This is a genomic window from Pseudomonas sp. HR1 (assembly GCF_030175875.1).
Lineage (GTDB): Bacteria > Pseudomonadota > Gammaproteobacteria > Pseudomonadales > Pseudomonadaceae > Chryseomonas > Chryseomonas oryzihabitans.
The window spans coordinates 1-21,826 of sequence record NZ_JASNRF010000010.1 but is presented as its reverse complement, the minus strand read 5'-3'; the positions used below and the strand labels follow the sequence as shown (position 1 = coordinate 21,826).

Annotated in this window: 19 protein-coding genes and 1 other RNA gene; 6 read left to right on the top strand and 14 right to left on the bottom strand. The window is 63.9% G+C overall.

The annotated features are described in order from the left end of the window. The first annotated feature begins 439 nt into the window (after positions 1-439). On the top strand, positions 440-751 hold the full coding sequence (yhbY, locus tag QKY98_RS22935; RefSeq protein WP_017640628.1) for a ribosome assembly RNA-binding protein YhbY: 312 nt from the start codon (positions 440-442) through the stop codon (positions 749-751). Here yhbY and QKY98_RS22930 read toward each other — a convergent pair. The 9 genes from QKY98_RS22930 to grpE form a co-directional block, all read right to left on the bottom strand. After that, positions 739-1,191, bottom strand: a complete 453-nt coding sequence (locus QKY98_RS22930; protein WP_052504151.1) for a hypothetical protein — start codon at positions 1,189-1,191, stop codon at positions 739-741. The genes yhbY and QKY98_RS22930 overlap by 13 nt on opposite strands. Next, positions 1,169-1,645, bottom strand: a complete 477-nt coding sequence (gene greA, locus QKY98_RS22925) for a transcription elongation factor GreA (RefSeq protein ID WP_007162658.1) — start codon at positions 1,643-1,645, stop codon at positions 1,169-1,171. Before greA ends, QKY98_RS22930 begins: the two co-directional genes overlap by 23 nt. Further along, entirely contained in the window at positions 1,642-4,863 is a 3,222-nt protein-coding gene (carB, locus tag QKY98_RS22920; RefSeq protein WP_108582852.1) for a carbamoyl-phosphate synthase large subunit, read from the bottom strand. The genes greA and carB overlap by 4 nt, the downstream gene beginning before the upstream one ends. A 21-nt stretch (positions 4,864-4,884) precedes the next feature. After that, on the bottom strand, positions 4,885-5,541 hold the full coding sequence (leuE, locus tag QKY98_RS22915) for a leucine efflux protein LeuE (protein WP_108582853.1): 657 nt from the start codon (positions 5,539-5,541) through the stop codon (positions 4,885-4,887). Between the two features lie 21 nt (positions 5,542-5,562). Then, entirely contained in the window at positions 5,563-6,699 is a 1,137-nt protein-coding gene (gene carA / locus QKY98_RS22910) for a glutamine-hydrolyzing carbamoyl-phosphate synthase small subunit (protein ID WP_027599122.1), read from the bottom strand. Between the two features lie 176 nt (positions 6,700-6,875). Then, positions 6,876-7,682, bottom strand: a complete 807-nt coding sequence (gene dapB / locus QKY98_RS22905; RefSeq protein ID WP_007162662.1) for a 4-hydroxy-tetrahydrodipicolinate reductase — start codon at positions 7,680-7,682, stop codon at positions 6,876-6,878. A gap of 54 nt (positions 7,683-7,736) precedes the next feature. Next, positions 7,737-8,870, bottom strand: coding sequence for a molecular chaperone DnaJ (dnaJ, locus tag QKY98_RS22900; protein ID WP_007162663.1), 1,134 nt, complete (start codon positions 8,868-8,870; stop codon positions 7,737-7,739). Between the two features lie 112 nt (positions 8,871-8,982). Continuing rightward, positions 8,983-10,911 (bottom strand): molecular chaperone DnaK, encoded by a 1,929-nt coding sequence (dnaK, locus tag QKY98_RS22895; protein WP_007162664.1) that lies wholly within the window; start codon positions 10,909-10,911, stop codon positions 8,983-8,985. Between the two features lie 93 nt (positions 10,912-11,004). Continuing rightward, positions 11,005-11,568, bottom strand: a complete 564-nt coding sequence (gene grpE / locus QKY98_RS22890) for a nucleotide exchange factor GrpE (protein WP_284671644.1) — start codon at positions 11,566-11,568, stop codon at positions 11,005-11,007. A 166-nt stretch (positions 11,569-11,734) separates the two neighbouring features. Here grpE and recN point away from each other — a divergent pair, with 166 nt between their 5' ends. After that, positions 11,735-13,402 carry a DNA repair protein RecN gene (gene recN, locus QKY98_RS22885; protein WP_007162666.1) on the top strand — a complete coding sequence of 556 codons (1,668 nt, stop codon included), beginning with the start codon at positions 11,735-11,737 and terminating at the stop codon, positions 13,400-13,402. Positions 13,403-13,465: 63 nt separating this feature from the next. Here recN and fur read toward each other — a convergent pair whose 3' ends face one another. Further along, a complete protein-coding gene (fur, locus tag QKY98_RS22880; RefSeq protein ID WP_007162667.1) occupies positions 13,466-13,870 on the bottom strand; it encodes a ferric iron uptake transcriptional regulator in 405 nt (134 codons plus the stop codon). Positions 13,871-13,964: 94 nt separating this feature from the next. Here fur and QKY98_RS22875 point away from each other — a divergent pair, with 94 nt between their 5' ends. Beyond that, positions 13,965-14,501, top strand: a complete 537-nt coding sequence (locus QKY98_RS22875) for an outer membrane protein assembly factor BamE (protein ID WP_058792634.1) — start codon at positions 13,965-13,967, stop codon at positions 14,499-14,501. A 7-nt stretch (positions 14,502-14,508) separates the two neighbouring features. Here QKY98_RS22875 and QKY98_RS22870 read toward each other — a convergent pair whose 3' ends face one another. Then, entirely contained in the window at positions 14,509-14,814 is a 306-nt protein-coding gene (locus tag QKY98_RS22870; RefSeq protein WP_284671643.1) for an RnfH family protein, read from the bottom strand. Next, on the bottom strand, positions 14,807-15,241 hold the full coding sequence (locus tag QKY98_RS22865; protein ID WP_027599125.1) for a type II toxin-antitoxin system RatA family toxin: 435 nt from the start codon (positions 15,239-15,241) through the stop codon (positions 14,807-14,809). The genes QKY98_RS22870 and QKY98_RS22865 overlap by 8 nt, the downstream gene beginning before the upstream one ends. Positions 15,242-15,413: 172 nt before the next feature. Here QKY98_RS22865 and smpB point away from each other — a divergent pair, with 172 nt between their 5' ends. Further along, entirely contained in the window at positions 15,414-15,890 is a 477-nt protein-coding gene (gene smpB, locus QKY98_RS22860; protein ID WP_007162671.1) for an SsrA-binding protein SmpB, read from the top strand. 81 nt (positions 15,891-15,971) lie between these two features. Then, positions 15,972-16,324, top strand: a transfer-messenger RNA (tmRNA) gene (ssrA, locus tag QKY98_RS22855). Between the two features lie 45 nt (positions 16,325-16,369). Here ssrA and ssb read toward each other — a convergent pair. Together ssb and QKY98_RS22845 are read right to left on the bottom strand one after the other, a co-directional pair. Then, positions 16,370-16,930: a single-stranded DNA-binding protein gene (gene ssb, locus QKY98_RS22850; RefSeq protein WP_007162672.1), complete on the bottom strand. Its 561-nt coding sequence runs from the start codon at positions 16,928-16,930 to the stop codon at positions 16,370-16,372. A gap of 25 nt (positions 16,931-16,955) precedes the next feature. Beyond that, positions 16,956-18,344: an MFS transporter gene (locus tag QKY98_RS22845; RefSeq protein ID WP_284671642.1), complete on the bottom strand. Its 1,389-nt coding sequence runs from the start codon at positions 18,342-18,344 to the stop codon at positions 16,956-16,958. A 269-nt stretch (positions 18,345-18,613) separates the two neighbouring features. On the opposite strand from QKY98_RS22845, the gene uvrA reads away from it, so the two are divergent. Then, the gene (gene uvrA, locus QKY98_RS22840; protein ID WP_027599127.1) at positions 18,614-21,448 is read left to right on the top strand and encodes an excinuclease ABC subunit UvrA; all 2,835 of its coding nucleotides are present in this window, start codon (positions 18,614-18,616) and stop codon (positions 21,446-21,448) included. Positions 21,449-21,826: the final 378 nt, after the last annotated feature.

Sequence of the window (21,826 nt, the reverse complement as noted above, 5' to 3'; positions counted from 1 at the left end):
GCCCACGGCAGACATCGTCTGTAACGCTATATGAGTCTTCTGCCTTTGACTCTAGGGCAAGGCAGACGTTGCGGCCATCAATTCTCTCAATTGCCCCTAAAACCGCGACCCAATAGATATTGCTGGCGCGATCTGGTCCCGCGACGCGGACGGCGGCGCCAGAGCCCTGCTCGAAGGACTCACGCCATCTTCGTCCCGCAGGCCCCTGGATCGATCCATCGCACTCAGCTCGCTCATATGGGGGCCCAATGAAAAATAACAAGGCCCTTCGATGCTCGCGACGAGGTCTTCCTGGCGCACCGACTTGACCGGAGGCCCCTCGCGGTGTTCCTTGAGCCGACCAGGCAGGCGTTGCAGGGCGCGCGGGTAAGTTTTCGCGTATCGCTGGGCGGCACGTGGCAGCTGGGATAAACTGTCCGGCTTTTATCCGGGGTGAATTATGGCGCTCAACAACGAGCTTAAAAAGCGGTTCAAGGCGATCGGTCATCAACTCAAGCCGGTGGTCACCATCAGCGAGAACGGCCTGAGCGAAGGCGTGCTGGGCGAGCTCGACCGTGCGCTCAACGATCACGAACTGATCAAGATCAAGCTGGCCGTCACGGAGCGGGAAGACCGCCGGGCCCTGATCGACGAACTGTGCGCGTCGAGCAAGGCGGAGCTGGTGCAGGTCATCGGCAAGATGGCGCTGATCTACCGCAAGGCGCGCGAGCAGAATCGCAATCTCTCCAACGTGGTGCGCTATACCGTCTGATTGCCCGGCGCACGCCCGGGAACGGGCTGCAGCACCAGGATCAGACCGCAGAGCAGCAGGACCAGGTAGCCGGCCAGGGCGGTCGGCCCGGTCCAGAAGCGCGCCAGTTCGTTCTGCAGCAGTACAGCCAGGGCACTGGCCAGCAGCAGCTGGCCGCGCAGGTCACGCCACAAGGCGCCCACGCCTGCCCACCACACCAGCACCACGATTTGGGTAAAGACCCCACCGCCTGCGGCGCTGAGCATCATGCGCAGCAATTCTTCACGCCCGGACTGGATGAGCAGGGGCGCCCAGCCCGCCTGAGCGAGCGCCACGGGGATGCACAGGTGCAGGGCGACCAGCGGACCGACCCAGAACACCTGAGCCAGCTGCCAGGCTGCTGCGAGCAGCCTGGCGAGCCAGCCGCTGGCGCGACGATCAGACGTGACGGACGGCGACAATTTCGTATTCGACATCGCCACCCGGGGTCTTCACCAGCACCACGTCCCCCTCTTCCTTGCCGATCAGGGCGCGGGCGATGGGCGAACCCACCGACAGCTTGCCCTGCTTGATGTCCGCCTCGTCGTCACCGACGATCTGGTAGGTCACGGTCTCGTCGGTCTCGGTGTTGGCGATCTCCACGGTGGTACCGAAGATCACCTTGCCGGTGTGCGGCAGGGCGGTCACATCGATCACCTGAGCATTCTGCAGGCGCCCTTCGATATCGCGGATCCGCGCCTCGACCATGCCCTGCTGTTCGCGGGCGGCGTGGTACTCGGCGTTCTCCTTGAGGTCACCCAGCTCACGCGCTTCGGCGATGGCCTGGGTGATCTGCGGACGCAGCTCGGTCTTGAGGTGCTTGAGCTCGTCCTCCAGGGCACGGGCGCCCTGGACGGTCATGGGGTACTTGGTCATGCCTTAACTCCTGCATGCAGATCTTGCAGCCGGCGCACGGTCTTCTCGGCGCCGAATTTCAAAGCTTCGCAAATGGCCTGGCCGCCGGCAATGGTGGTGGTGCAGCACAGCTTGTGCTGCAGCGCGTTGCGGCGGATCGAGTAGGAATCGGCGATGGACTGCCGGCCTTCGGTGGTGTTGATGATCAGGGTGACCTCGTCGTTCTTGATCATGTCGACCACATGGGGACGGCCTTCGGTCACCTTGTTCACGCGACGCACCGGCAGACCGGCCGCCTCGATCACCCGCGCGGTACCGGCGGTGGCGACGACCTCGAAGCCGAGGCCGACCAGATCGCGAGCGACCTGCACGGCTTCGGGCTTGTCGTCGTCACGCACGCTGATGAAGGCGCAGCCGGAGTTCGGCAGGATCTCGTTGGCACCCAGCTGGGCCTTGGCGAAGGCTTCGCCGAAGCTGTCGCCAACGCCCATCACCTCACCGGTGGACTTCATCTCCGGGCCGAGGATAGGGTCGACGCCGGGGAACTTGTTGAAGGGGAAGACCGCTTCCTTGACGCTGAAGAACGGCGGAATGATCTCCTGGGTGAAGCCGACTTCGGCCAGGGTCTTGCCGGCCATGACCCGGGCGGCCACCTTGGCCAGGGACTCGCCGATGCACTTGGAGACGAAGGGCACGGTACGGGAGGCGCGCGGGTTGACCTCGATGACGTAGATGTCTTCGCCCTGCACGGCCATCTGCACGTTCATCAGACCGATCACGCCGAGCTCCAGGGCCATCTTCTTGACCTGCTCGCGGATCTCGTCCTGGATGTGCTTGGGCAGCGAATAGGGCGGCAGCGAGCAGGCGGAGTCACCGGAGTGCACGCCGGCCTGTTCGATGTGCTGCATGATGGCGCCGATCACCACGGTCTGGCCGTCGCACACCGCATCCACGTCCACCTCGATGGCGCAGTTGAGGAAGTGGTCGAGCAGCACGGGGCTGTCGTTGGACACCTTCACCGCTTCGCGCATGTAGCGCTTGAGTTCTTCTTCCTGGTAGACGATTTCCATCGCCCGGCCGCCCAGCACGTAGGAGGGTCGGACCACCATCGGATAGCCGATGTTCTTGGACAGGGCCAGGGCCTCGTCTTCGCTGCGCGCGGTGGCGTTGGCCGGCTGACGCAGGTTCAGGCGCTGCACCATCTGCTGGAAGCGTTCGCGGTCTTCGGCGCGGTCGATGGCGTCGGGGCTGGTGCCGATGATGGGCACACCGGCCTCTTCCAGGGCACGGCAGAGCTTGAGCGGGGTCTGGCCGCCGTACTGGACGATGACGCCCTTGGGCTGCTCGACGCGGACGATCTCCAGTACGTCTTCCAGGGTCACCGGCTCGAAGAACAGGCGGTCGGAGGTGTCGTAGTCGGTGGAGACGGTTTCCGGGTTGCAGTTGACCATGATGGTCTCGTAGCCATCTTCACGCATGGCCAGGGCCGCGTGCACGCAGCAGTAGTCGAACTCGATGCCCTGGCCGATCCGGTTGGGACCGCCACCGAGGATCATGATCTTGTCGCGACCGCTGGGCTTGGCCTCGCACTCTTCCTCGTAGGTGGAGTAGAGGTAGGCGGTATCGGTGGCGAACTCGGCGGCACAGGTGTCCACCCGCTTGTACACCGGCAGCACCTTGAGCTTGTGGCGATGGGCCCGCAGGTTCTTCTCGGTGACGCCGAGCAGCTTGGCCAGGCGCGCATCGGAGAAGCCCTTGCGCTTGAGCTTGCGCATCAGCTCGTAGTCGAGGTCGGCCAGACCCAGGGTCTTGATGCGCTCCTCGTCCTTGATCAGGTCTTCGATCTGCACCAGGAACCAGGGATCGATGCGGGTCAGCTCGAAGACCTTGTCCAGGCTGTAGCCCTGGCGGAAGGCGTCGCCGATGTACCAGATGCGATCGGCGCCCGGCACGGTCAGCTCGCGCTTGAGGGTGCCGTCGGCTTCGGGATCGGCCGGATCCAGCTTGGGATCGAAGCCGACCACGCCGACTTCCAGGCCACGCAGGGCTTTCTGCAGGGATTCCTGGAAGGTACGGCCGATGGACATGACCTCGCCCACGGATTTCATCTGGGTGGTCAGACGGGCATCGGCCTTGGGGAATTTCTCGAAGGCGAAGCGCGGGATCTTGGTGACCACGTAGTCGATGGCCGGCTCGAAGGACGCCGGGGTACGACCGCCGGTGATGTCGTTCTGCAGCTCGTCCAGGGTATAGCCGACCGCCAGCTTGGCGGCGATCTTGGCGATGGGGAAGCCGGTGGCCTTGGAGGCCAGTGCCGAGGAACGCGATACCCGCGGGTTCATCTCGATCACTACCATGCGCCCGGTGTTGGGGCAGATGCCGAACTGGACGTTGGAGCCGCCGGTCTCGACCCCGATCTCGCGCAGCACCGCCAGGGAGGCGTTGCGCATGATCTGGTATTCCTTGTCGGTCAGCGTCTGGGCCGGAGCCACGGTGATGGAGTCACCGGTGTGCACGCCCATGGGATCGAAGTTCTCGATGGAGCAGACGATGATGCAGTTGTCCTTCTTGTCGCGGACCACCTCCATCTCGTATTCCTTCCAGCCGATCAGGGATTCGTCGATCAGCAGTTCGTTGGTCGGCGACAGATCCAGACCACGGGTGCAGATTTCCTCGAATTCCTCGCGGTTGTAGGCGATGCCGCCACCGGTGCCGCCCATGGTGAAGCTCGGCCGGATGATGCAGGGGAAGCCGACCTTCTCCAGCACGCCGTAGGCTTCTTCCATGCTGTGGGCGATACCCGAGACCGGGCAGGCGAGGCCAATGTCCTTCATGGCCTTGTCGAAGCGCGAACGATCCTCGGCCTTGTCGATGGTGTCGGCGTTGGCGCCGATCATCTCGACACCGAATTTCGCCAGCACGCCATGCCGCTCCAGATCCAGGGCGCAGTTAAGCGCGGTCTGGCCGCCCATGGTCGGCAGCAGGGCGTCGGGGCGCTCCTTCTCGATGATCTTGGCCACGGTGGCCCACTTGATCGGCTCGATGTAGGTGGCGTCGGCCATCGACGGGTCGGTCATGATGGTGGCCGGATTGGAGTTCACCAGGATGACGCGGAAGCCTTCCTCGCGCAGGGCCTTGCAGGCCTGGGCGCCGGAATAGTCGAACTCGCAGGCCTGGCCGATGACGATGGGGCCGGCCCCGAGGATCAGGATGCTCTTGATGTCTGTACGCTTAGGCATGGGCTTCTCGAATGCAGGTAATCAGGTCAGGGTTGCGGTGGCCAGCTTCACACCGAACCCCACGAACAGGGCGCCGACGCCACCGGTGGCGCCCGCGCTGAGGCGACGCCGCTGACGGAACCAAGCCGCCAGGTGAACGCCGCAGAAAATCAGGAACGACAGGTAGCAGAAGCTGATCGCTTCCAGTACCGCGCCCAGCACCAGGAAGGACAGCGCCGGATGGGCATAACCGGGGTCCACGAACTGGATGAAGAAGGAAACGAAGAACAGGATCGCCTTCGGGTTCGACAGGCTCAGCAGCAGCGCCTTGCGGAACGGCTGGTGGACGTCTTCGCGCAGGGTCGCCTCGGCCTGGCCCTGGGCCGGGCTGCGCCAGGACTTGAGTCCGCCGCGCAACATGCCCCAGCCGAGGTAGAACAGGTACGCCGCGCCCAGATACTTGAGGATCTGGAAGAACAGCGGTTCGGCCTTGAGCAGCGAGGCGACGCCCAGCGCCGAGAGCAGCATCAGCACGGCGTCACCGAGGAACACGGCCGAGGCCGCCTGGTAACCGCTGCGAATGCCGCGCTGGGCACTGGTGGCCAGCACGAAGAAGGAATTGGGGCCGGGCAACAGGATGACGAACAGGGTCCCGACCACATAGGTCCAGAAGTCGATGACACCCAGATTCGCCAGCATGAGCGCTACCCTCCTCCCGTCTTAGCGGCGTGCCGCCATGGCCTGGATGAACTTGTCGAACAGCGGCGCCACGTCGTGCGGGCCAGGGCTCGCCTCGGGGTGACCCTGGAAGCTGAAGGCGACCTTGTCGGTACGCTCGATGCCCTGCAGGGTGCCATCGAACAGCGACTTGTGGGTGGCCCGCACATTGGCCGGCAGGCTGGCCTCGTCCACGGCGAAACCGTGGTTCTGGCTGGTGATCATCACCACGCCGCTGTCGAGATCCTGCACCGGATGGTTGGCGCCGTGGTGACCGTTGGGCATCTTCACCGTCTTGGCGCCGGAAGCCAGGGCCAGCAACTGGTGGCCCAGGCAGATGCCGAACACCGGAATCTCGGTTTCGAGGACGTCCTGGATCGCCTTGATGGCGTAGTCGCAAGGTTCGGGATCGCCCGGGCCATTGGCTAGGAAGATGCCATCGGGTTGCAGCGCCAGGGCTTCGCTGGCCGGGGTCTGGGCCGGCAGCACGGTAATGCGGCAGCCGCGGGCCACCAGCATGCGCAGGATGTTCAGCTTGACGCCATAGTCGAAGGCCACCACGTGATAGGGCAGCTGCTCGGCCGGGATCTCGGCGTGGCTGTCGGTTTCCAGCGACCAGACGCCGGAGCGCCACTCGTAGCGCTCCTTGACGCTGACTTCCTTGGCCAGGTCCATGCCCTTGAGGCCGGGGAAGGCGCGGGCCAGTTCCAGGGCGCGCTCCTCGGTGGCGTCTTCGCCGGTAAGGATGCAGCCATCCTGAGCGCCCTTCTCACGGAGGATGCGGGTCAGTCGACGCGTGTCGATACCGGCGATGGCGATGGTGCCGTTCTCCTTGAGATAGTCCGGCAGCGACTGCTTGTTGCGCCAGTTGCTCGCCAGCAGCGGCAGATCGCGAATGATCAGCCCGGCGGCCCACACCTGGGCGGCCTCGCCATCCTGCGGCGTGGTGCCGGTGTTGCCGATGTGCGGATAGGTCAGGGTGACGATCTGCTTCGCATAGGAAGGATCGGTCAGGATTTCCTGGTAGCCGGTCATGGCGGTGTTGAACACCACTTCGCCGACCGTGTGGCCGTCGGCACCGATGGATTCACCGCGAAAGATGCTGCCATCGGCAAGTGCGAGTATGGCTGGCTTAGTCAAGAAGACCTCCGAAAATCAAGCCTTGGCGGGCAAACGCAGGGTGCAAAAAAACGGGATGACATCTCGAAGAGTCATCCCGTTTTAATGTTGTGATTTCATTCTGCGCTAGCTTTTAGTGGATACACTAAAGCTGCATTGTACACGAATTGATCACGGCTGGCACCCCCGCAAGGGGATCAGCGCAACTCCAGCACGTCCTGCATGTCATATAGCGCCGGCTGTTTGTCCTTGAGCCAGAGGGCCGCGCGCACCGCGCCCTTGGCGAAGGTCATGCGGCTGGAGGCCTTGTGGGTGATCTCGACCCGCTCGCCTTCGCTGGCGAACAGCACCGTGTGATCGCCCACCACGTCGCCAGCGCGTACGGTGGCGAAGCCGATGGTCTGGCGGTCGCGGGCACCGGTCTGGCCCTCGCGGCCATAGACGGCCACTTCTTCAAGGTCACGACCCAGCGCCTGGGCAACGACCTCGCCCATGCGCAGGGCGGTCCCCGAAGGCGCATCGACCTTGTGCCTGTGGTGCGCCTCGATGATCTCGATGTCGACCTCGTCACCCAGCACGCGGGCGGCGGTGTCGAGCAGCTTGAGGCAGAGATTGACGCCGACGCTGAAGTTGGCGGCGAAGACGATGGGAATTTCCTTGCTCGCTTCCAGCAGGGTCAGCTTCTGCTCGGCGGTGAAGCCGGTGGTGCCGATCACCATGGCCTTCCTGGCCTTGCGGCAGAGCGCCAGATTCTGCAGGGTCACGTTGGGATGGGTGAAGTCGATGAGCACATCGAAATCATCCAGCACCCGCGCCAGATCGCCCGACAGCATCACCCCGTTGCGGCCGATACCGGCGAGTTCGCCGGCGTCGGCACCTACCAGACTGCTTTCCGGGCGATCCACCGCAGCGGTGAGACCGGCAGCGCCCTGGGTCTGCTGGACCGCTTCGATCAGGGTCTTGCCCATGCGCCCCGCGGCGCCCATTACAGCTATACGTCGCATCATCAGCTCCAGGCTGCTGGCCGGGCGCCGCCTCGCGACGGCGCCCCTGCCGGTTTAGAGGTCGTCGAAGAAGCGCTTCATGCCGTCGAACCAGCCACTGGCCCGGGGCGAATGGGAGCTGTCGCTCTGCAGGGTGTTGCGGAATTCCTCGAGCAGCTCGCGCTGGCGCCGGCTCAGGTTGACCGGAGTCTCCACCACCACCTTGCACATCAGGTCGCCGGCGCCACCACCGCGCACGGGCGTCACGCCCTTGCCGCGCAGGCGGAACATCTTGCCGGTCTGGGTACCCTCGGGGATCTTCAGCTTGACGCGGCCATCCAGGGTCGGCACTTCCAGTTCGCCACCCAGGGCGGCGTCGGTGAAGTTGATCGGCACCTCGCAATAGAGGTGCTTGCCGTCGCGCTGGAAGATCGAGTGCTCGCGCACATTGACCACGACATAGAGATCGCCACTGGGGCCACCCAGGGTCCCCGCCTCGCCTTCGCCGGTCAGGCGGATGCGGTCGCCGGTGTCGACGCCCGCGGGCACCTTGACCGACAGGGTCTTCTGCTCTTCCACGCGCCCCTGACCATGACAGGCGTTGCAGGGCTCGGGAATGATCTTGCCGCTGCCGTGGCAGCGCGGGCAGGTCTGCTGGACCGAGAAGAAGCCCTGCTGCATGCGCACCTGGCCGATGCCACCGCAGGTGGGGCAGGTGGACGCCGAGGTACCCGGCTTGGCGCCATTGCCATCGCAGACCTTGCACTCGACCAGGGTGGGCACGCGAATGGTGACCGTGGTCCCACGCACCGCCTCTTCCAGATCCAGGTCCAGGGTGTAGCGCAGGTCGGCACCGCGCTGCGGGCCGCCGCGTCCACCGGCGCCACCGCGTCCGCCAAAGAAGTCGCTGAAGACATCGCCGAAGATGTCGGAGAAGCTCGCGCCTCCCGCCGCGCCACCGAAACCGCCGCCGCCCATGCTCGGATCGACGCCAGCATGGCCGTACTGGTCGTAGGCCGAGCGCTTGCCCGCATCGGACAGCACTTCGTAGGCCTCGGCGGCCTCCTTGAACTGCTCTTCGGCAGCCGCGTCCCCCGGATTGCGATCCGGGTGGTATTTCATCGCCAGGCGTCGGTAGGCCTTCTTGAGCTCGGCTTCGCTGGCGCCGCGCTCGACCCCGAGCACCTCATAGTAATCACGTTTGGCCATAGACTTTCTGCACCTTAAATTTTCTCACCCTCCAGACACGCCAACGCGGGAGCAGGCTCCCGCGTGGCGGATCCGACGGGCCGAAGCCCGCCAGGTGCGGTAAGCACGGGGCTTACTTGTTGTCCTTCACTTCCTCGAACTCGGCATCGACCACGTCGTCGCCGGGCTTCTTGGCATCACCGTCCGCCTTGGCCGAGGCGCCTTCGGCACCGGCGCCAGCGCCCTGCTCGGAATAGAGCTTCTGGGCCAGCGGCGCGGAGGCCTGGGACAGGGCATTCATCTTGGCTTCGATGGCGTCCTTGTCGTCACCGCGCACGGCGGTTTCCAGTTCGCCAATGGCCTTCTCGATGGTGCTCTTCTCTTCCGCGGTGGCCTTGTCGCCCGCCTCGGTCAGCATCTTGCGGGTGCCGTGCACCAGGGCATCGCCCTGGTTGCGGGCCGCGGCCAGCTCTTCGAACTTGCGATCCTCGTCGGCATTGGCCTCGGCGTCACGCACCATCTGCTGAATCTCTTCCTCGGACAGACCGGAGGACGCCTTGATGACGATGGACTGCTGCTTGCCGGTGGCCTTGTCCTTGGCGGACACGTTGAGGATACCGTTGGCGTCGATGTCGAAGGTCACCTCGATCTGCGGTACGCCACGCGGCGCCGGCGGGATCTCGGCCAGGTCGAACTTGCCCAGCGACTTGTTCTGCGCGGCCTGCTTGCGCTCGCCCTGCAGCACGTGGATGGTCACGGCGCCCTGGTTGTCGTCGGCGGTGGAGAACACCTGCGACTTCTTGGTCGGGATGGTGGTGTTCTTCTCGATCAGCGCGGTCATCACGCCACCCATGGTCTCGATGCCCAGGGTCAGCGGGGTGACGTCCAGCAGCAGCACGTCCTTGACGTCACCGGCCAGCACGGCGCCCTGGATGGCGGCACCGATGGCGACGGCTTCGTCCGGGTTGACGTCCTTGCGCGCTTCCTTGCCGAAGAAGTCGGCCACGCGCTTCTGCACCAGCGGCATGCGGGTCTGACCGCCCACCAGGATGACCTCGTGGATGTCGGAGACGTCCAGACCGGAGTCCTTCAACGCCGTGCGGCAGGGCTCGATGGTGCGCTCGACCAGCTCTTCCACCAGGGACTCCAGCTTGGCGCGGGAGACCTTGACGTTCAGGTGCTTGGGACCGCTGGCATCGGCGGTGATGTAGGGCAGGTTGACGTCGGTCTGGGTAGCCGAGGACAGCTCGATCTTGGCTTTTTCCGCAGCTTCCTTCAGGCGCTGCATGGCCAGCGGGTCACCCTTGAGGTTCATGCCGCTTTCTTTCTTGAATTCCTCGACGAGGTAGTCGATCAGGCGGATGTCGAAGTCTTCGCCGCCCAGGAAGGTGTCGCCATTGGTGGCCAGCACCTCGAACTGATGCTCACCGTCGACCTCGGCGATCTCGATGACCGAGACGTCGAAGGTACCGCCGCCCAGGTCATAGACGATCACGGTATGGTCGCCCTTGGCCTTGTCCAGGCCATAGGCCAGGGCAGCCGCGGTGGGCTCGTTGATGATGCGCTTGACGTCCAGACCGGCGATGCGACCGGCATCCTTGGTGGCCTGGCGCTGGCTGTCGTTGAAGTAGGCCGGGACGGTGATGACCGCTTCGGTCACGGCTTCGCCCAGGTAGTCCTCGGCGGTCTTCTTCATCTTCTTCAGGACTTCGGCAGACACCTGCGGCGGCGCCATCTTCTGGCCCTTGGCCTCGACCCAGGCGTCACCGTTGTCCGCCTTGACGATCTTGTAGGGGACCATCTGGATGTCTTTCTGCACGACGTTTTCTTCATAACGCCGGCCGATCAGACGCTTGACCGCGTACAGGGTGTTCTGCGGATTGGTCACCGCCTGGCGCTTGGCTGGCTGGCCAACCAGGGTCTCGCCGTCGTTGGTGTAGGCGATGATGGACGGCGTGGTACGGGTGCCTTCGGCGTTTTCCAGTACCTTGACGTTGCCGTTTTCGAGGATCGCGACGCAGGAGTTGGTGGTCCCCAGGTCGATACCGATGATCTTGCCCATGTAGTCTTCTCCAGAAATCTCAGATTCCGCGCGGCCCGCTCAGGGGGCCTTTGATGTTCGCTTGCCTACCAGATGGGGCCGAGCGAAAGAATTTCAAGCCTTTTCGTCGATGCTCGGCTGCTGCGCTGCAGGTGCCTTGCTGACGACCACCATCGCCGGCCGCAGCAGGCGACCATTGAGCAGATAGCCCTTTTGAAACACCTTGAGGACGCTGCCCGGCTCGGCGGTGGCGCTCTCCTCCATGGCCATGGCCTGGTGGTGTTCCGGATTGAAGGGCGCGCCGTGGGGATCGACGGCCTCGACCTGATAGCGCTTGAGGGTGTCCTGCAGCATCTTCAGGGTCAGCTCCATGCCTTCACGCATGGGCTTCAAGGTCTCGTCGGTGGCGTTGGACAGCTCCAGGCCACGCTCCAGGCCGTCGAGCACCGGCAGCAGGTCGCCAGCGAATTTTTCCAGGGCGAACTTATGCGCCTTTTCCACATCCTGCTCGGCGCGACGACGCACGTTCTGCAGTTCGGCGACGCTGCGCAGCGACTGGTCCTGGGCCGCGGCGAGCTGCTCTTCGAGCTTGGCGACGCGGGCGGCGAGATCCTCGTGCTGGACGTCGCCCTGGGCGGCTTCGTGCTCGGGGGTCTGGGAGTTCTGTTCGTCGGCCATGGAGTCCTCCTGTGATATTGCCGGTGGGCGCGCCCTCTAATGGACATCGCCTTGATCGATGGCGCCTATATGGGGCCGCCGGCCGGCGCTTCAAGAGCTGTATGGATTGCCAGTGCCCAAGAGGCACTGTATAAACAACCAGAAAACCGCCTTCGGAGATCGTCGCATGCTGGTGCATCTGTCCGTCCGCAATTACGCCATCGTCGAACACCTCGACCTCGACCTCGAGCGCGGCATGACCGTGATCACCGGTGAAACCGGCGCCGGCAAGTCCATCATGCTGGACGCCCTCGGCCTCACCCTGGGCGATCGCGCCGACAGTGATGCGGTCAGACCCGGCGCCGACAAGGCCGATGTCCTGGCCAGCTTCGACACCACCGATATCCCCGAAGCGCGCCAGTGGCTCGCCGAGCGCGACCTGGAGCAGGACGGCCCCTGCCTGCTGCGCCGCGTCATTACCCGCGAAGGGCGCTCGCGCGGCTATATCAATGGCTCGCCCTGCCCGCTGGCCGATCTCAAGACCCTCGGCGGACTGCTGATCGATATCCACAGCCAGCACGAGCACCAGTCACTGCTCGGCCTCGACACCCATCGCCGCCTGCTGGACGAATACGCCGGCGCGGGCGAGCTGGTCCGCCAGGTGCAGCTCGCGGCCCAGCGCTGGCGCCAGGTGCGCCAGACCCTGGAACGCCTGACCCGCAACGGCGACGAGCAACGCGCCCGCCATCAGCTGCTCAGCTACCAGCTCGAAGAACTCGACAACCTCGCCCTGGCCGAGGGCGAGTTGCAAGCCCTGGAACAGGAGCAGAGCGATCTGGCGAGTGCCGAGCACATCCTGCTGGCCTGCCGCCAGGCCATGGACCTCTGTACCGAAAACGAGCAGGGCAACGCCCTGTCGGCGCTCAATGCCAGCGTGGCGCGCCTGACCGCCTTCGACCGCCCGCCGGCGCAGATCCAGGAGGCCAGCAACCTGCTCGCCTCCGCCCAGATCCAGATCGAGGAGGCGATGAACGAACTCAATCGCTTCGTCGATCATTTCGAAGCCGACCCGGAGCGCCAGCAGGCGGTGCAGGAGCGCCTGGACAGTGTCTACAGCCTTGCCCGCAAGCACCGGGTCCAGCCCGAGGCCCTGCTGGAGCTGCACGAACAGCTGCGCAACGAATTGCAATCCCTGGACGCCGACGACGTCGCCCTGGAGCGCCTGCAGGAAGAACTGACGGCCTTCGAGCGCCACTACCAGGAGAAGGCCGGCGAACTGAGTCGTCTGCGCGAACAACGGGCGCCGGAGCTCGCGGCCGCGGTCGAGACCGAGATGCAGCGCTTGGGTATGCCGGGTGGCCGCTTCAGCATCACCCTCACGCCAGGCAGTACCGGCGAACCCCAGCCGCTGGGCAACGAAGGCGTCGAATTCCGCGTCAGCGCCAACCCGGGCCAGCCCCTGCGCCCGCTGGCCAAGGTCGCCTCCGGTGGTGAACTGTCGCGTATCAGCCTGGCCATCCAGGTCATCACCGCCCAGACCTCGCGCACACCCACCCTGGTGTTCGACGAGGTGGACGTCGGTATCGGCGGCCCCACCGCCGAGGTGGTCGGCCAGCTGCTGCGGCAACTGGGCGAGCGGGGCCAGGTGCTGACGGTGACCCACCTGCCCCAGGTGGCGGCCCAGGGTCATCAACACCTGTTCGTGCACAAGGAGCGCGGCACCGACGAGACGCGTACCGCGGTGGCCAAGCTCGACCGCGCACGGCGCGTGGAAGAGGTGGCGCGCATGCTGGGTGGTGTCGACCTGACCCGTGAATCCCTGGCCCACGCTCGCAAACTGGTGGTCAGCCGCTAGATGCAGGCAGCCACCGGACATGAAAAAGGCGACTCGAAGGTCGCCTTTTTCATGTCCGGGTCTTCACTTGCGCTGGCGGATGTACAGCACCAGGTTGTGATCGACCAGCTCGAAACCATGCTCTTCGACGATCTCGCGCTGACGCTTTTCGATCGAGGCATCGGTGAACTCGATGACTTCGCCGGTATCCACATCAACCATGTGATCATGGTGGCCGGTGTCGGCCAACTCGAACACGGCATGGCCGCCATCGAAATTGTGGCGCACCACCAGACCGGCCGCTTCGAACTGGGTGAGGACCCGATAGACCGTTGCCAGTCCCACATCCTCGCCCGCTTCCATGAGCGCCTTGTAAACGTCTTCGGCGCTCATGTGGCGCTGCTCGGTGGTGTCCAGCATCTGCAATATCTTGACGCGCGGCAGGGTCACTTTCAGACCCGCTTTGCGGAGTTCGTTGTTCTCTACCATGCTCTTTCTCGGTGCCGAGTGCTTTCGCAGCCCTCGGGAATACGGGTATGATCGGTGCTTCGTTGCCCAGCAAGATAGTGGAAGTCTCCCACCGATGCAAAACCTCAAGCAAACGCTGACCGGGCTCTCTCTGATGGGCCTAGCCATGCTCGCCGGCTGCTCTCTGCCGGGGGTTTACAAGATCGACATCCAACAGGGCAACGTCGTCACCCAGGACATGATAGACCAGTTGCGCCCCGGAATGACCCGACAACAAGTCCGGTTTATCATGGGTTCGCCGCTGATCCAAGACACCTTCCATCCCAATCGCTGGGACTATCTGTACAGCCTGCAAGCCGCCGGCGGTCAGCGTAAGCAGGAGCGTGTCAGCCTGGTGTTCAACGGCGACAATCAACTGAGCGGCCTGGCCGGCGACTTCATGCCCGGCACCAGCCGCGAACAGCAGATCATGGGTACCGACAGCGGCACCACCGTGGATCCCACCGCCCCGGCGCAACCCTCGGCACCCGCTGCCGTACCGGAGGCGCCAGCCGTACCCGGCTCGACCGAAGACAACATCCAGAAAGAGATCGACAGCGCCCGTCCGGCCGCCGTGCCGACGCCCGATCGCATCCGTACCGACGGTCAGTGATCCCTGGCTAGAGGCCAGTCCTGGACTTGGCCTTTTCCGCGCGCCGCTTGCGACTTTCCTTGGGGTCCGCAAGCAGCGGGCGATAGATCTCCACCCGGTCACCCGCCATCAGCCTGCGCTCGTTCGGCTTGGCTACCAGCTTGCCAAAGATGCCGACCCGAAAGGCTTCGCGCTGTTCGGGTGGCAACTGCTCGAGCAGCCCCGACGCCCGCACCGCCTGCTCGACCGTGGTGCCCTCTTCGAGCTGCAGATTCAACAGCCATTGCCGCTCCGGCAACGCCATCGCCACCTCGATGGCGAGACACTCAGCCATAGAGGGCTCGAGCACGCTGGCAGAAGGCATCCACCATGGTATTGGCCGCCTGATTGAACAACGGGCCCAGGGTCGCGCGGACGATGGCGCTGTCGTATTCGAAGGACAGATCCAGGGAAATCTTGCAGGCCTTGTCGCCCAGCGCCTTGAACGTCCAGACGCCGTGCAGCTGCTTGAAAGGACCCTTTTCCAGATCCATGGTGATGGACTCGTCCGGCACCAGGGTATTGCGGGTCGTGAACTGCTGGCTAAGACCACCCTTGGCCACGGTGAGACCGGCGCGCATCAGGCCTTCGTCCTGCTCCAGGATCTGGGCGGACGAGCACCACGGCAGGAACTCCGGATAACGGTCCACGTCATTAACCAGCGCATAGAGTGCTGAAGCAGGATAGGGCAGCAACGCCGAACGTTGGATGTGCGTGCTCATCGGAACCTCGTAGAATAGCGAAATCGGTGTCGGACCTTGAATTTGAGGGCGGCGCACGCATTTTACTCCCGCACCAGCCTGCCGCAGTCCAGAACCGCGGTATTGTCCGTGTTTGCTCATACCCGCTCAAGCGCGTGGCGACATTTCCCCTGACTCGCTGTACCCTGGAATCATGGCCAAGCAAAAGAAAGTCTCCCCCGGCAGCATCGCGCAGAACAAAAAGGCGCTTCACGAATACTTCGTCGACACCCGCTTCGAGGCGGGTGTTTCCCTGGCAGGCTGGGAGGTCAAGAGCCTGAGAGCCGGCAAGGCGCAGCTGACTGACAGCTATGTGCTGCTCAAGGACGGCGAAGCCTGGCTGCTGGGCAGCCATATCACCCCGCTGCAGACCGCCAGCACCCATGTCATCGCCGACCCGACCCGCACCCGCAAGTTGCTGCTCAACAAGCGCGAGCTGGGCAAGCTGTTTGGCGCCGTGCAGCAGAAGGGCTACGCCTGCGTCGCCCTGTCGCTCTACTGGAAGAAGCACCTGGTCAAGTGCGAGATCGCGTTGGCCAAGGGCAAGAAGGAATTCGACAAGCGCGCGACCGAGCGCGAGCGCGATTCCGACCGCGAGATCCAGCGCGCCATCCGCAAGGACGCCAAATAGCCAAGCGGCCGAAAAACGTTTCGTCAGCAATGACTTGCGTCGGACGGCCGGAATTCCTATAGTGAACGACCAGCAAGTTTTGGGGGCGATTAGGATTCGACGCCGGTAACGAAACTTGAGGGGCATGCCGAGCTGGTAGCAGAACTCGTAAATTCGCTGCTGCAAACTTATAGTTGCCAACGACGACAACTACGCTCTAGCTGCTTAATGCGGCTAGCAGTCGCTAGGGGATGCCTGTAAACCCGAAACGACTGTCAGATAGAACAGGATCGCCGCCAAGTTCGCTGTAGACGTAACGGCTAAAACTTATACAGCTCGCCCAAAGCACCCTGCCCGTCGGGCCGCAATGGGTTAACTCAGTAGACAGGGCTAAGCATGTAGAACCGATAGCGGAGAGCTGGCGGACGGGGGTTCAAATCCCCCCGCCTCCACCAAAAAGAAAGGGCAGCCAATGGCTGCCCTTTTTCTTTGCCCGTCGTTTAGAACGGGATGTCGTCGTCGAAGCTGTCGTAGTCCTGCTGAGCCGGCTGCTGCTGCGGACGGGACTGCGGCTGCTGCTGGGGACGGCTGTTGCCGTTGCCGCCATTGCCACCGTTGTCATACTGCGGTGCCGACTGCTGCGGACGGGGGGCACGCTGCTGCTGGGGCGCAGGCGCGCTCTGGTTGTATTCGTCGTTGCCACCGGCATTTCCGCCACGGCCACCCAGCAACTGCATGTTGCCGTTGATGTCGACCACGATTTCGGTGGTGTAGCGATCCTGACCGTCCTGGCCCTGCCATTTGCGGGTACGCAGAGTGCCCTCGACATAGACCTGGGAGCCCTTGCGGATGTACTCGCCGGCGATCTCGGCGAGACGACCGAAGAACACCACGCGGTGCCATTCAGTGCGGTCCTGCTGCTGACCGGTCTGCTTGTCCTTCCAGCTTTCGCTGGTGGCCAGGGTGACGTTGGTCACCGCATTGCCGTTGGGCATGTAACGGGTTTCGGGATCGGCGCCGGCATTGCCGACGAGGATGACTTTATTGACGCCACGGGCCATATGAATCTCCTGATGAGGCTGTCGATCAAGCGGCGACCGGTGTTTGACTAACCAGTCGCTCCAATTGCGCCCGATCGACGATTTTAGTATCGATCTTGATGTAGACGGCCTGCTCTTCCGCCACCACTACCGCATCGGTCACTCCGGCCAGGGCCAACAGGCGTCCGACCAATCCCTGGTCGTTGACTAGCGCGGGCGTAACCGGCAAACGCAGACTGGTGACATAGGGCGGTTCCCGCATCGTACCAGCTACCACCGCCCATCCCAGGCAAAGCGCCGCACAACCCAGGAAGACGGTGGACAGGCCACCATGCTGGAACAACCAGCCCCCGAGGATACCGCCCAACGCGGAACCAAGGAACTGACTGGTGGAATAGATCCCCATGGCGGTGCCCTTGCCACCGGCCGGGGCCACCTTGCTCACCAGCGACGGCAGCGAGGCTTCCAGCAGGTTGAAGGCGGTAAAGAACACCACGATGCCGATGACCAGGGCCACCAGGCTGTTGCTGAAAAAGAAGAAGTACAGCTCGCACAGCACCAGCACACTGATGGCGCCCACCAGCACGCGCTTCATGCGCCGCCTCTTTTCACCATAGATGATGAAGGGGACCATGGCGAAGAAGCCGACCACCAGCGCGGTGAGATAGACCCACCAGTGCTCTTCCTTGGGCAGCCCGGCATGTTCGGCCAGGGCCAGCGGCAGGACGACGAAACTGGCCATCAGCACGGCGTGCAGCGCCAGGATGCCGAAGTCCAGCCGCAGCAGGTCGCGATTGCGCAGGGTCGCGCCCAGCGCCTGGCGCGCCAGGTTCGACTCACGATGGGCGAAGGGCGAAGCCTGGTGCGGCACCAGGAACAGCACGATCAGCAAGCCGACCAGTGCCAGTCCGCAGGTGGCCCAGAACAGCCCGGCGAGACCATAGGCACGAGTCAGCAAGGGGCCGGCCACCATCGCCACGGCAAAGGATACCCCGATGCTCATGCCGATCGTGGCCATGGCCTTGGTGCGATGCTGCTCGCGCGTCTGATCCGACAGCAGCGCCATGATGGCCGCCGAAATGGCGCCGCCACCCTGGACGACACGCCCGGCGATGACGCCCCAGATCGAGTGGGCATTGGCGGCAATGGCGGCACCAAGGGCGAACACCAGCAGTCCACCAATGATGATGGGGCGTCGACCGATGCGATCGGACAGCGTCCCCAGGGGAATTTGCAGGACCGCCTGGGTCAAACCATAGGCACCTATGGCGAGGCCGATCAGCGCCGGGGTGGCATCCGCCAACTCCTGACCATAGGTCGCCAGGACCGGGAGCACCATGAACATACCGAGCATACGAAAGGCGAAGACCAGGGCCAGCCCGAAGGCGGCACGGCGTTCGACGCCGTTCATGGCTTCACTGCGCTTGTCGAGCATTGATAATCCTCTCGTCGGCGACAGGCTTTTACGTCGCCACACAGCTTTAAAACAGTCGTGACAATGACCATTTAGGGAGGAAGCGGTGAAGATAGCCGAGCGCTCGTCCGAACGTTCCCGACCGCCAGGATCACGAACGCCCGATCACCGCTGTCGGGCCGTTAATTTTACCAGCCTTACCCCCTCTCTCACAGGCGCGGCAGATAGCCGCAGCCCGGGACGAGACCTCTTTTCTAGTGAAGCGCCGCCAAAACGAGGCAGAAGTCTACGTGGATAAAATCCTCATCCGTGGGGCCCGCACCCATAATCTGAAGAACATCGACCTAACCCTTCCCCGGGACAAGCTCATCGTCATCACCGGACTGTCCGGCTCCGGCAAGTCTTCGCTGGCGTTCGACACCCTCTATGCCGAAGGCCAGCGCCGCTACGTGGAATCCTTGTCGGCCTACGCCCGCCAGTTCCTGTCGATGATGGAAAAGCCCGATGTGGACACCATCGAAGGGCTGTCGCCAGCGATTTCCATCGAGCAGAAGTCCACCTCGCACAATCCGCGCTCCACCGTGGGCACCATCACCGAGATCTACGACTATCTGCGCCTGCTCTATGCCCGCGTCGGTACGCCGCGCTGCCCGGAGCACGATGTGCCCCTGGAAGCCCAGACCGTCAGCCAGATGGTCGACCAGGTGCTGGCCATGCCGGAAGGCCAGCGGTTGATGCTGCTCGCCCCCATCGTGCGCGAGCGCAAGGGTGAGCACCTGTCGGTGTTCGAGGAGTTGCGTGCCCAGGGTTTCGTCCGCGTCCGCGTCAACGGGCGGCTGCACGAGATGGACGAGCTGCCCAAGCTCGACAAGCAGAAGAAGCACACCATCGAAGTGGTGGTGGATAGATTCAAGGTGCGCGAAGACCTCCAGCAGCGCCTGGCGGAATCCTTCGAGACGGCGCTGAAGCTGGCCGACGACATCGCCATCATCGCCCCCATGGAAGGCGATAAGGGGGAGGAGATCGTCTTCTCCGCGCGCTTCGCCTGCCCGATCTGCGGCTTCTCCATCGGCGAGCTGGAACCCAAGCTGTTTTCCTTCAACAATCCCGCCGGCGCCTGCCCTACCTGCGACGGCCTGGGCGTGAAGCAATTCTTCGACGCCCGCCGGGTGGTCAACGAGGAGCTCAGCCTCAGCGAAGGCGCCATCCGCGGCTGGGACAGACGCAACGTCTATTACTTCCAGATGCTCGGCTCGCTGGCGAGTCACTATGGCTTCAGCCTCGACGCCCCCTTCAAGAGCCTCGATGACAAGCATCGCAAGGCGGTACTCAGCGGCTCCGGGCGCGAGAGCGTCAACTTCCGCTATCTCAATGACCGCGGCGACATCGTCAAGCGCGCCCACCCCTTCGAAGGCATCCTGCCGAATCTGGAGCGGCGCTATCGCGAGACCGAATCCCAGAGCGTGCGCGAAGAGCTGGCCAAGTACCTGAGCACTCAGCACTGCCCGGACTGCAATGGCACCCGCCTGCGGCGCGAAGCACGCCACGTCTGGGTCGGCGACAAGACCCTGCCGGCGGTCACCCGTCTGCCCGTGGGCGATGCCACCCAGTATTTCCAGGACCTTACCCTCAAGGGCCAGCGGCAGCAGATCGCCGACAAGATCCTCAAGGAGATCCGCGAGCGCCTGCAGTTCCTGGTCAACGTCGGCCTGGACTACCTGACCCTGGATCGCAGCGCTGACACCCTCTCCGGTGGCGAGGCGCAGCGTATCCGCCTGGCCAGCCAGATCGGCGCGGGCCTGGTAGGCGTCATGTACATCCTCGACGAACCCTCCATTGGTCTGCACCAGCGCGACAACGAGCGGCTGCTGGGCACCCTGACTCACCTGCGCGACCTGGGTAACACCGTCATCGTCGTCGAGCACGACGAGGATGCCATCCGCCTGGCGGACTATGTCATCGACATCGGCCCGGGCGCTGGAGTGCACGGTGGCCAGATCATCGCGGAAGGCACGCCCGACCAAGTCATGCGGCATCCCGACTCGGTGACCGGGCAGTACCTGTCGGGCCGCAAGAAGATCGTGGTGCCCGCCAAGCGCACGCCGCGGGACAAGAAGAAGCTGCTGAAGCTGAAGGGTGCCCGCGGCAACAACCTGCAGAACGTCAACCTGGAGATCCCGGTTGGCCTGCTGACCTGCGTGACCGGGGTCTCCGGCTCCGGCAAGTCGACCCTGATCAACAACACCCTCTTCCCGCTGACCGCCACGGCGCTCAATGGCGCGACGACCCTGGAGGTCGCTGCCCACGACAGCTTCGACGGCATGCAGCACCTGGACAAGGTGGTGGACATCGACCAGAGCCCCATTGGCCGGACTCCACGCTCCAACCCGGCGACCTATACCGGGCTCTTCACCCCCATTCGCGAGCTGTTTTCCGGCGTTCCGGAATCTCGTTCTCGCGGCTATACCCCGGGGCGCTTCTCCTTCAACGTCAAGGGTGGCCGCTGCGAGGCCTGTCAGGGCGACGGGGTCATCAAGGTGGAAATGCACTTCCTGCCGGACGTCTACGTCGCCTGCGACGTCTGCAAGGGCAAGAGGTACAACCGCGAGACCCTGGAGGTGAAGTACAAGGGCAAAACCATCACCGAGGTCCTGGACATGACCATCGAGGAAGCCCATGCCTTCTTCGAGTCCATCCCTGCCCTGGCGCGCAAGCTGCAGACGCTGATTGATGTCGGCCTGTCCTATATCCGTCTCGGCCAGAGCGCCACGACGCTGTCAGGGGGTGAGGCTCAGCGTGTGAAGCTGGCCCGGGAGCTGTCCAAGCGCGATACCGGCAAGACGCTCTATATCCTCGACGAGCCCACCACGGGCCTGCACTTTGCCGATATCCAGCAATTGCTCGACGTGCTGCATCGACTACGCGATCACGGCAATACCGTGGTGGTGATCGAGCACAACCTCGATGTCATCAAAACCGCCGACTGGTTGGTAGACCTCGGTCCGGAAGGCGGCTCCAAGGGTGGTCAGATCATCGCGACGGGCACACCCGAGGAGGTCGCGGCAAACAAGAAGTCCTATACCGGCTACTTCCTCAAGCCCTTGCTGGAACGTGACCGGGAGTAATCCCGGGCACGCACCTAAAGGTAAAAAGCCCGGCGCATGCCGGGCTTTTTTATCGGTGAGTCACTGCTCTATCGCGGCCATGGGCCGCTCCTACCGGCATATACCGGGGCTCCCCTATTCGCGTAGGTAGGGCTGAGCGCAGCGAAGCCCAACATCCAGCTGATCGCGGCCACGGGCCGCTCCTACGGCATGACTCCTTGTAGGAGCGGCCGCATCATGGCCACAACAGACCGGCGCAGCCGGGCTGTTGTGGCTCTTGTGCTCTTTGCGAAGTGCCAGCAGCACACATCTGGCAGGCCCTGCGCCAAGCTCTCCGCCACTCCGCTCCTGGTCTCCTCTCCCCCGGGAGAGGGCTAGGGTGAGGGCCACCTCAGCTAC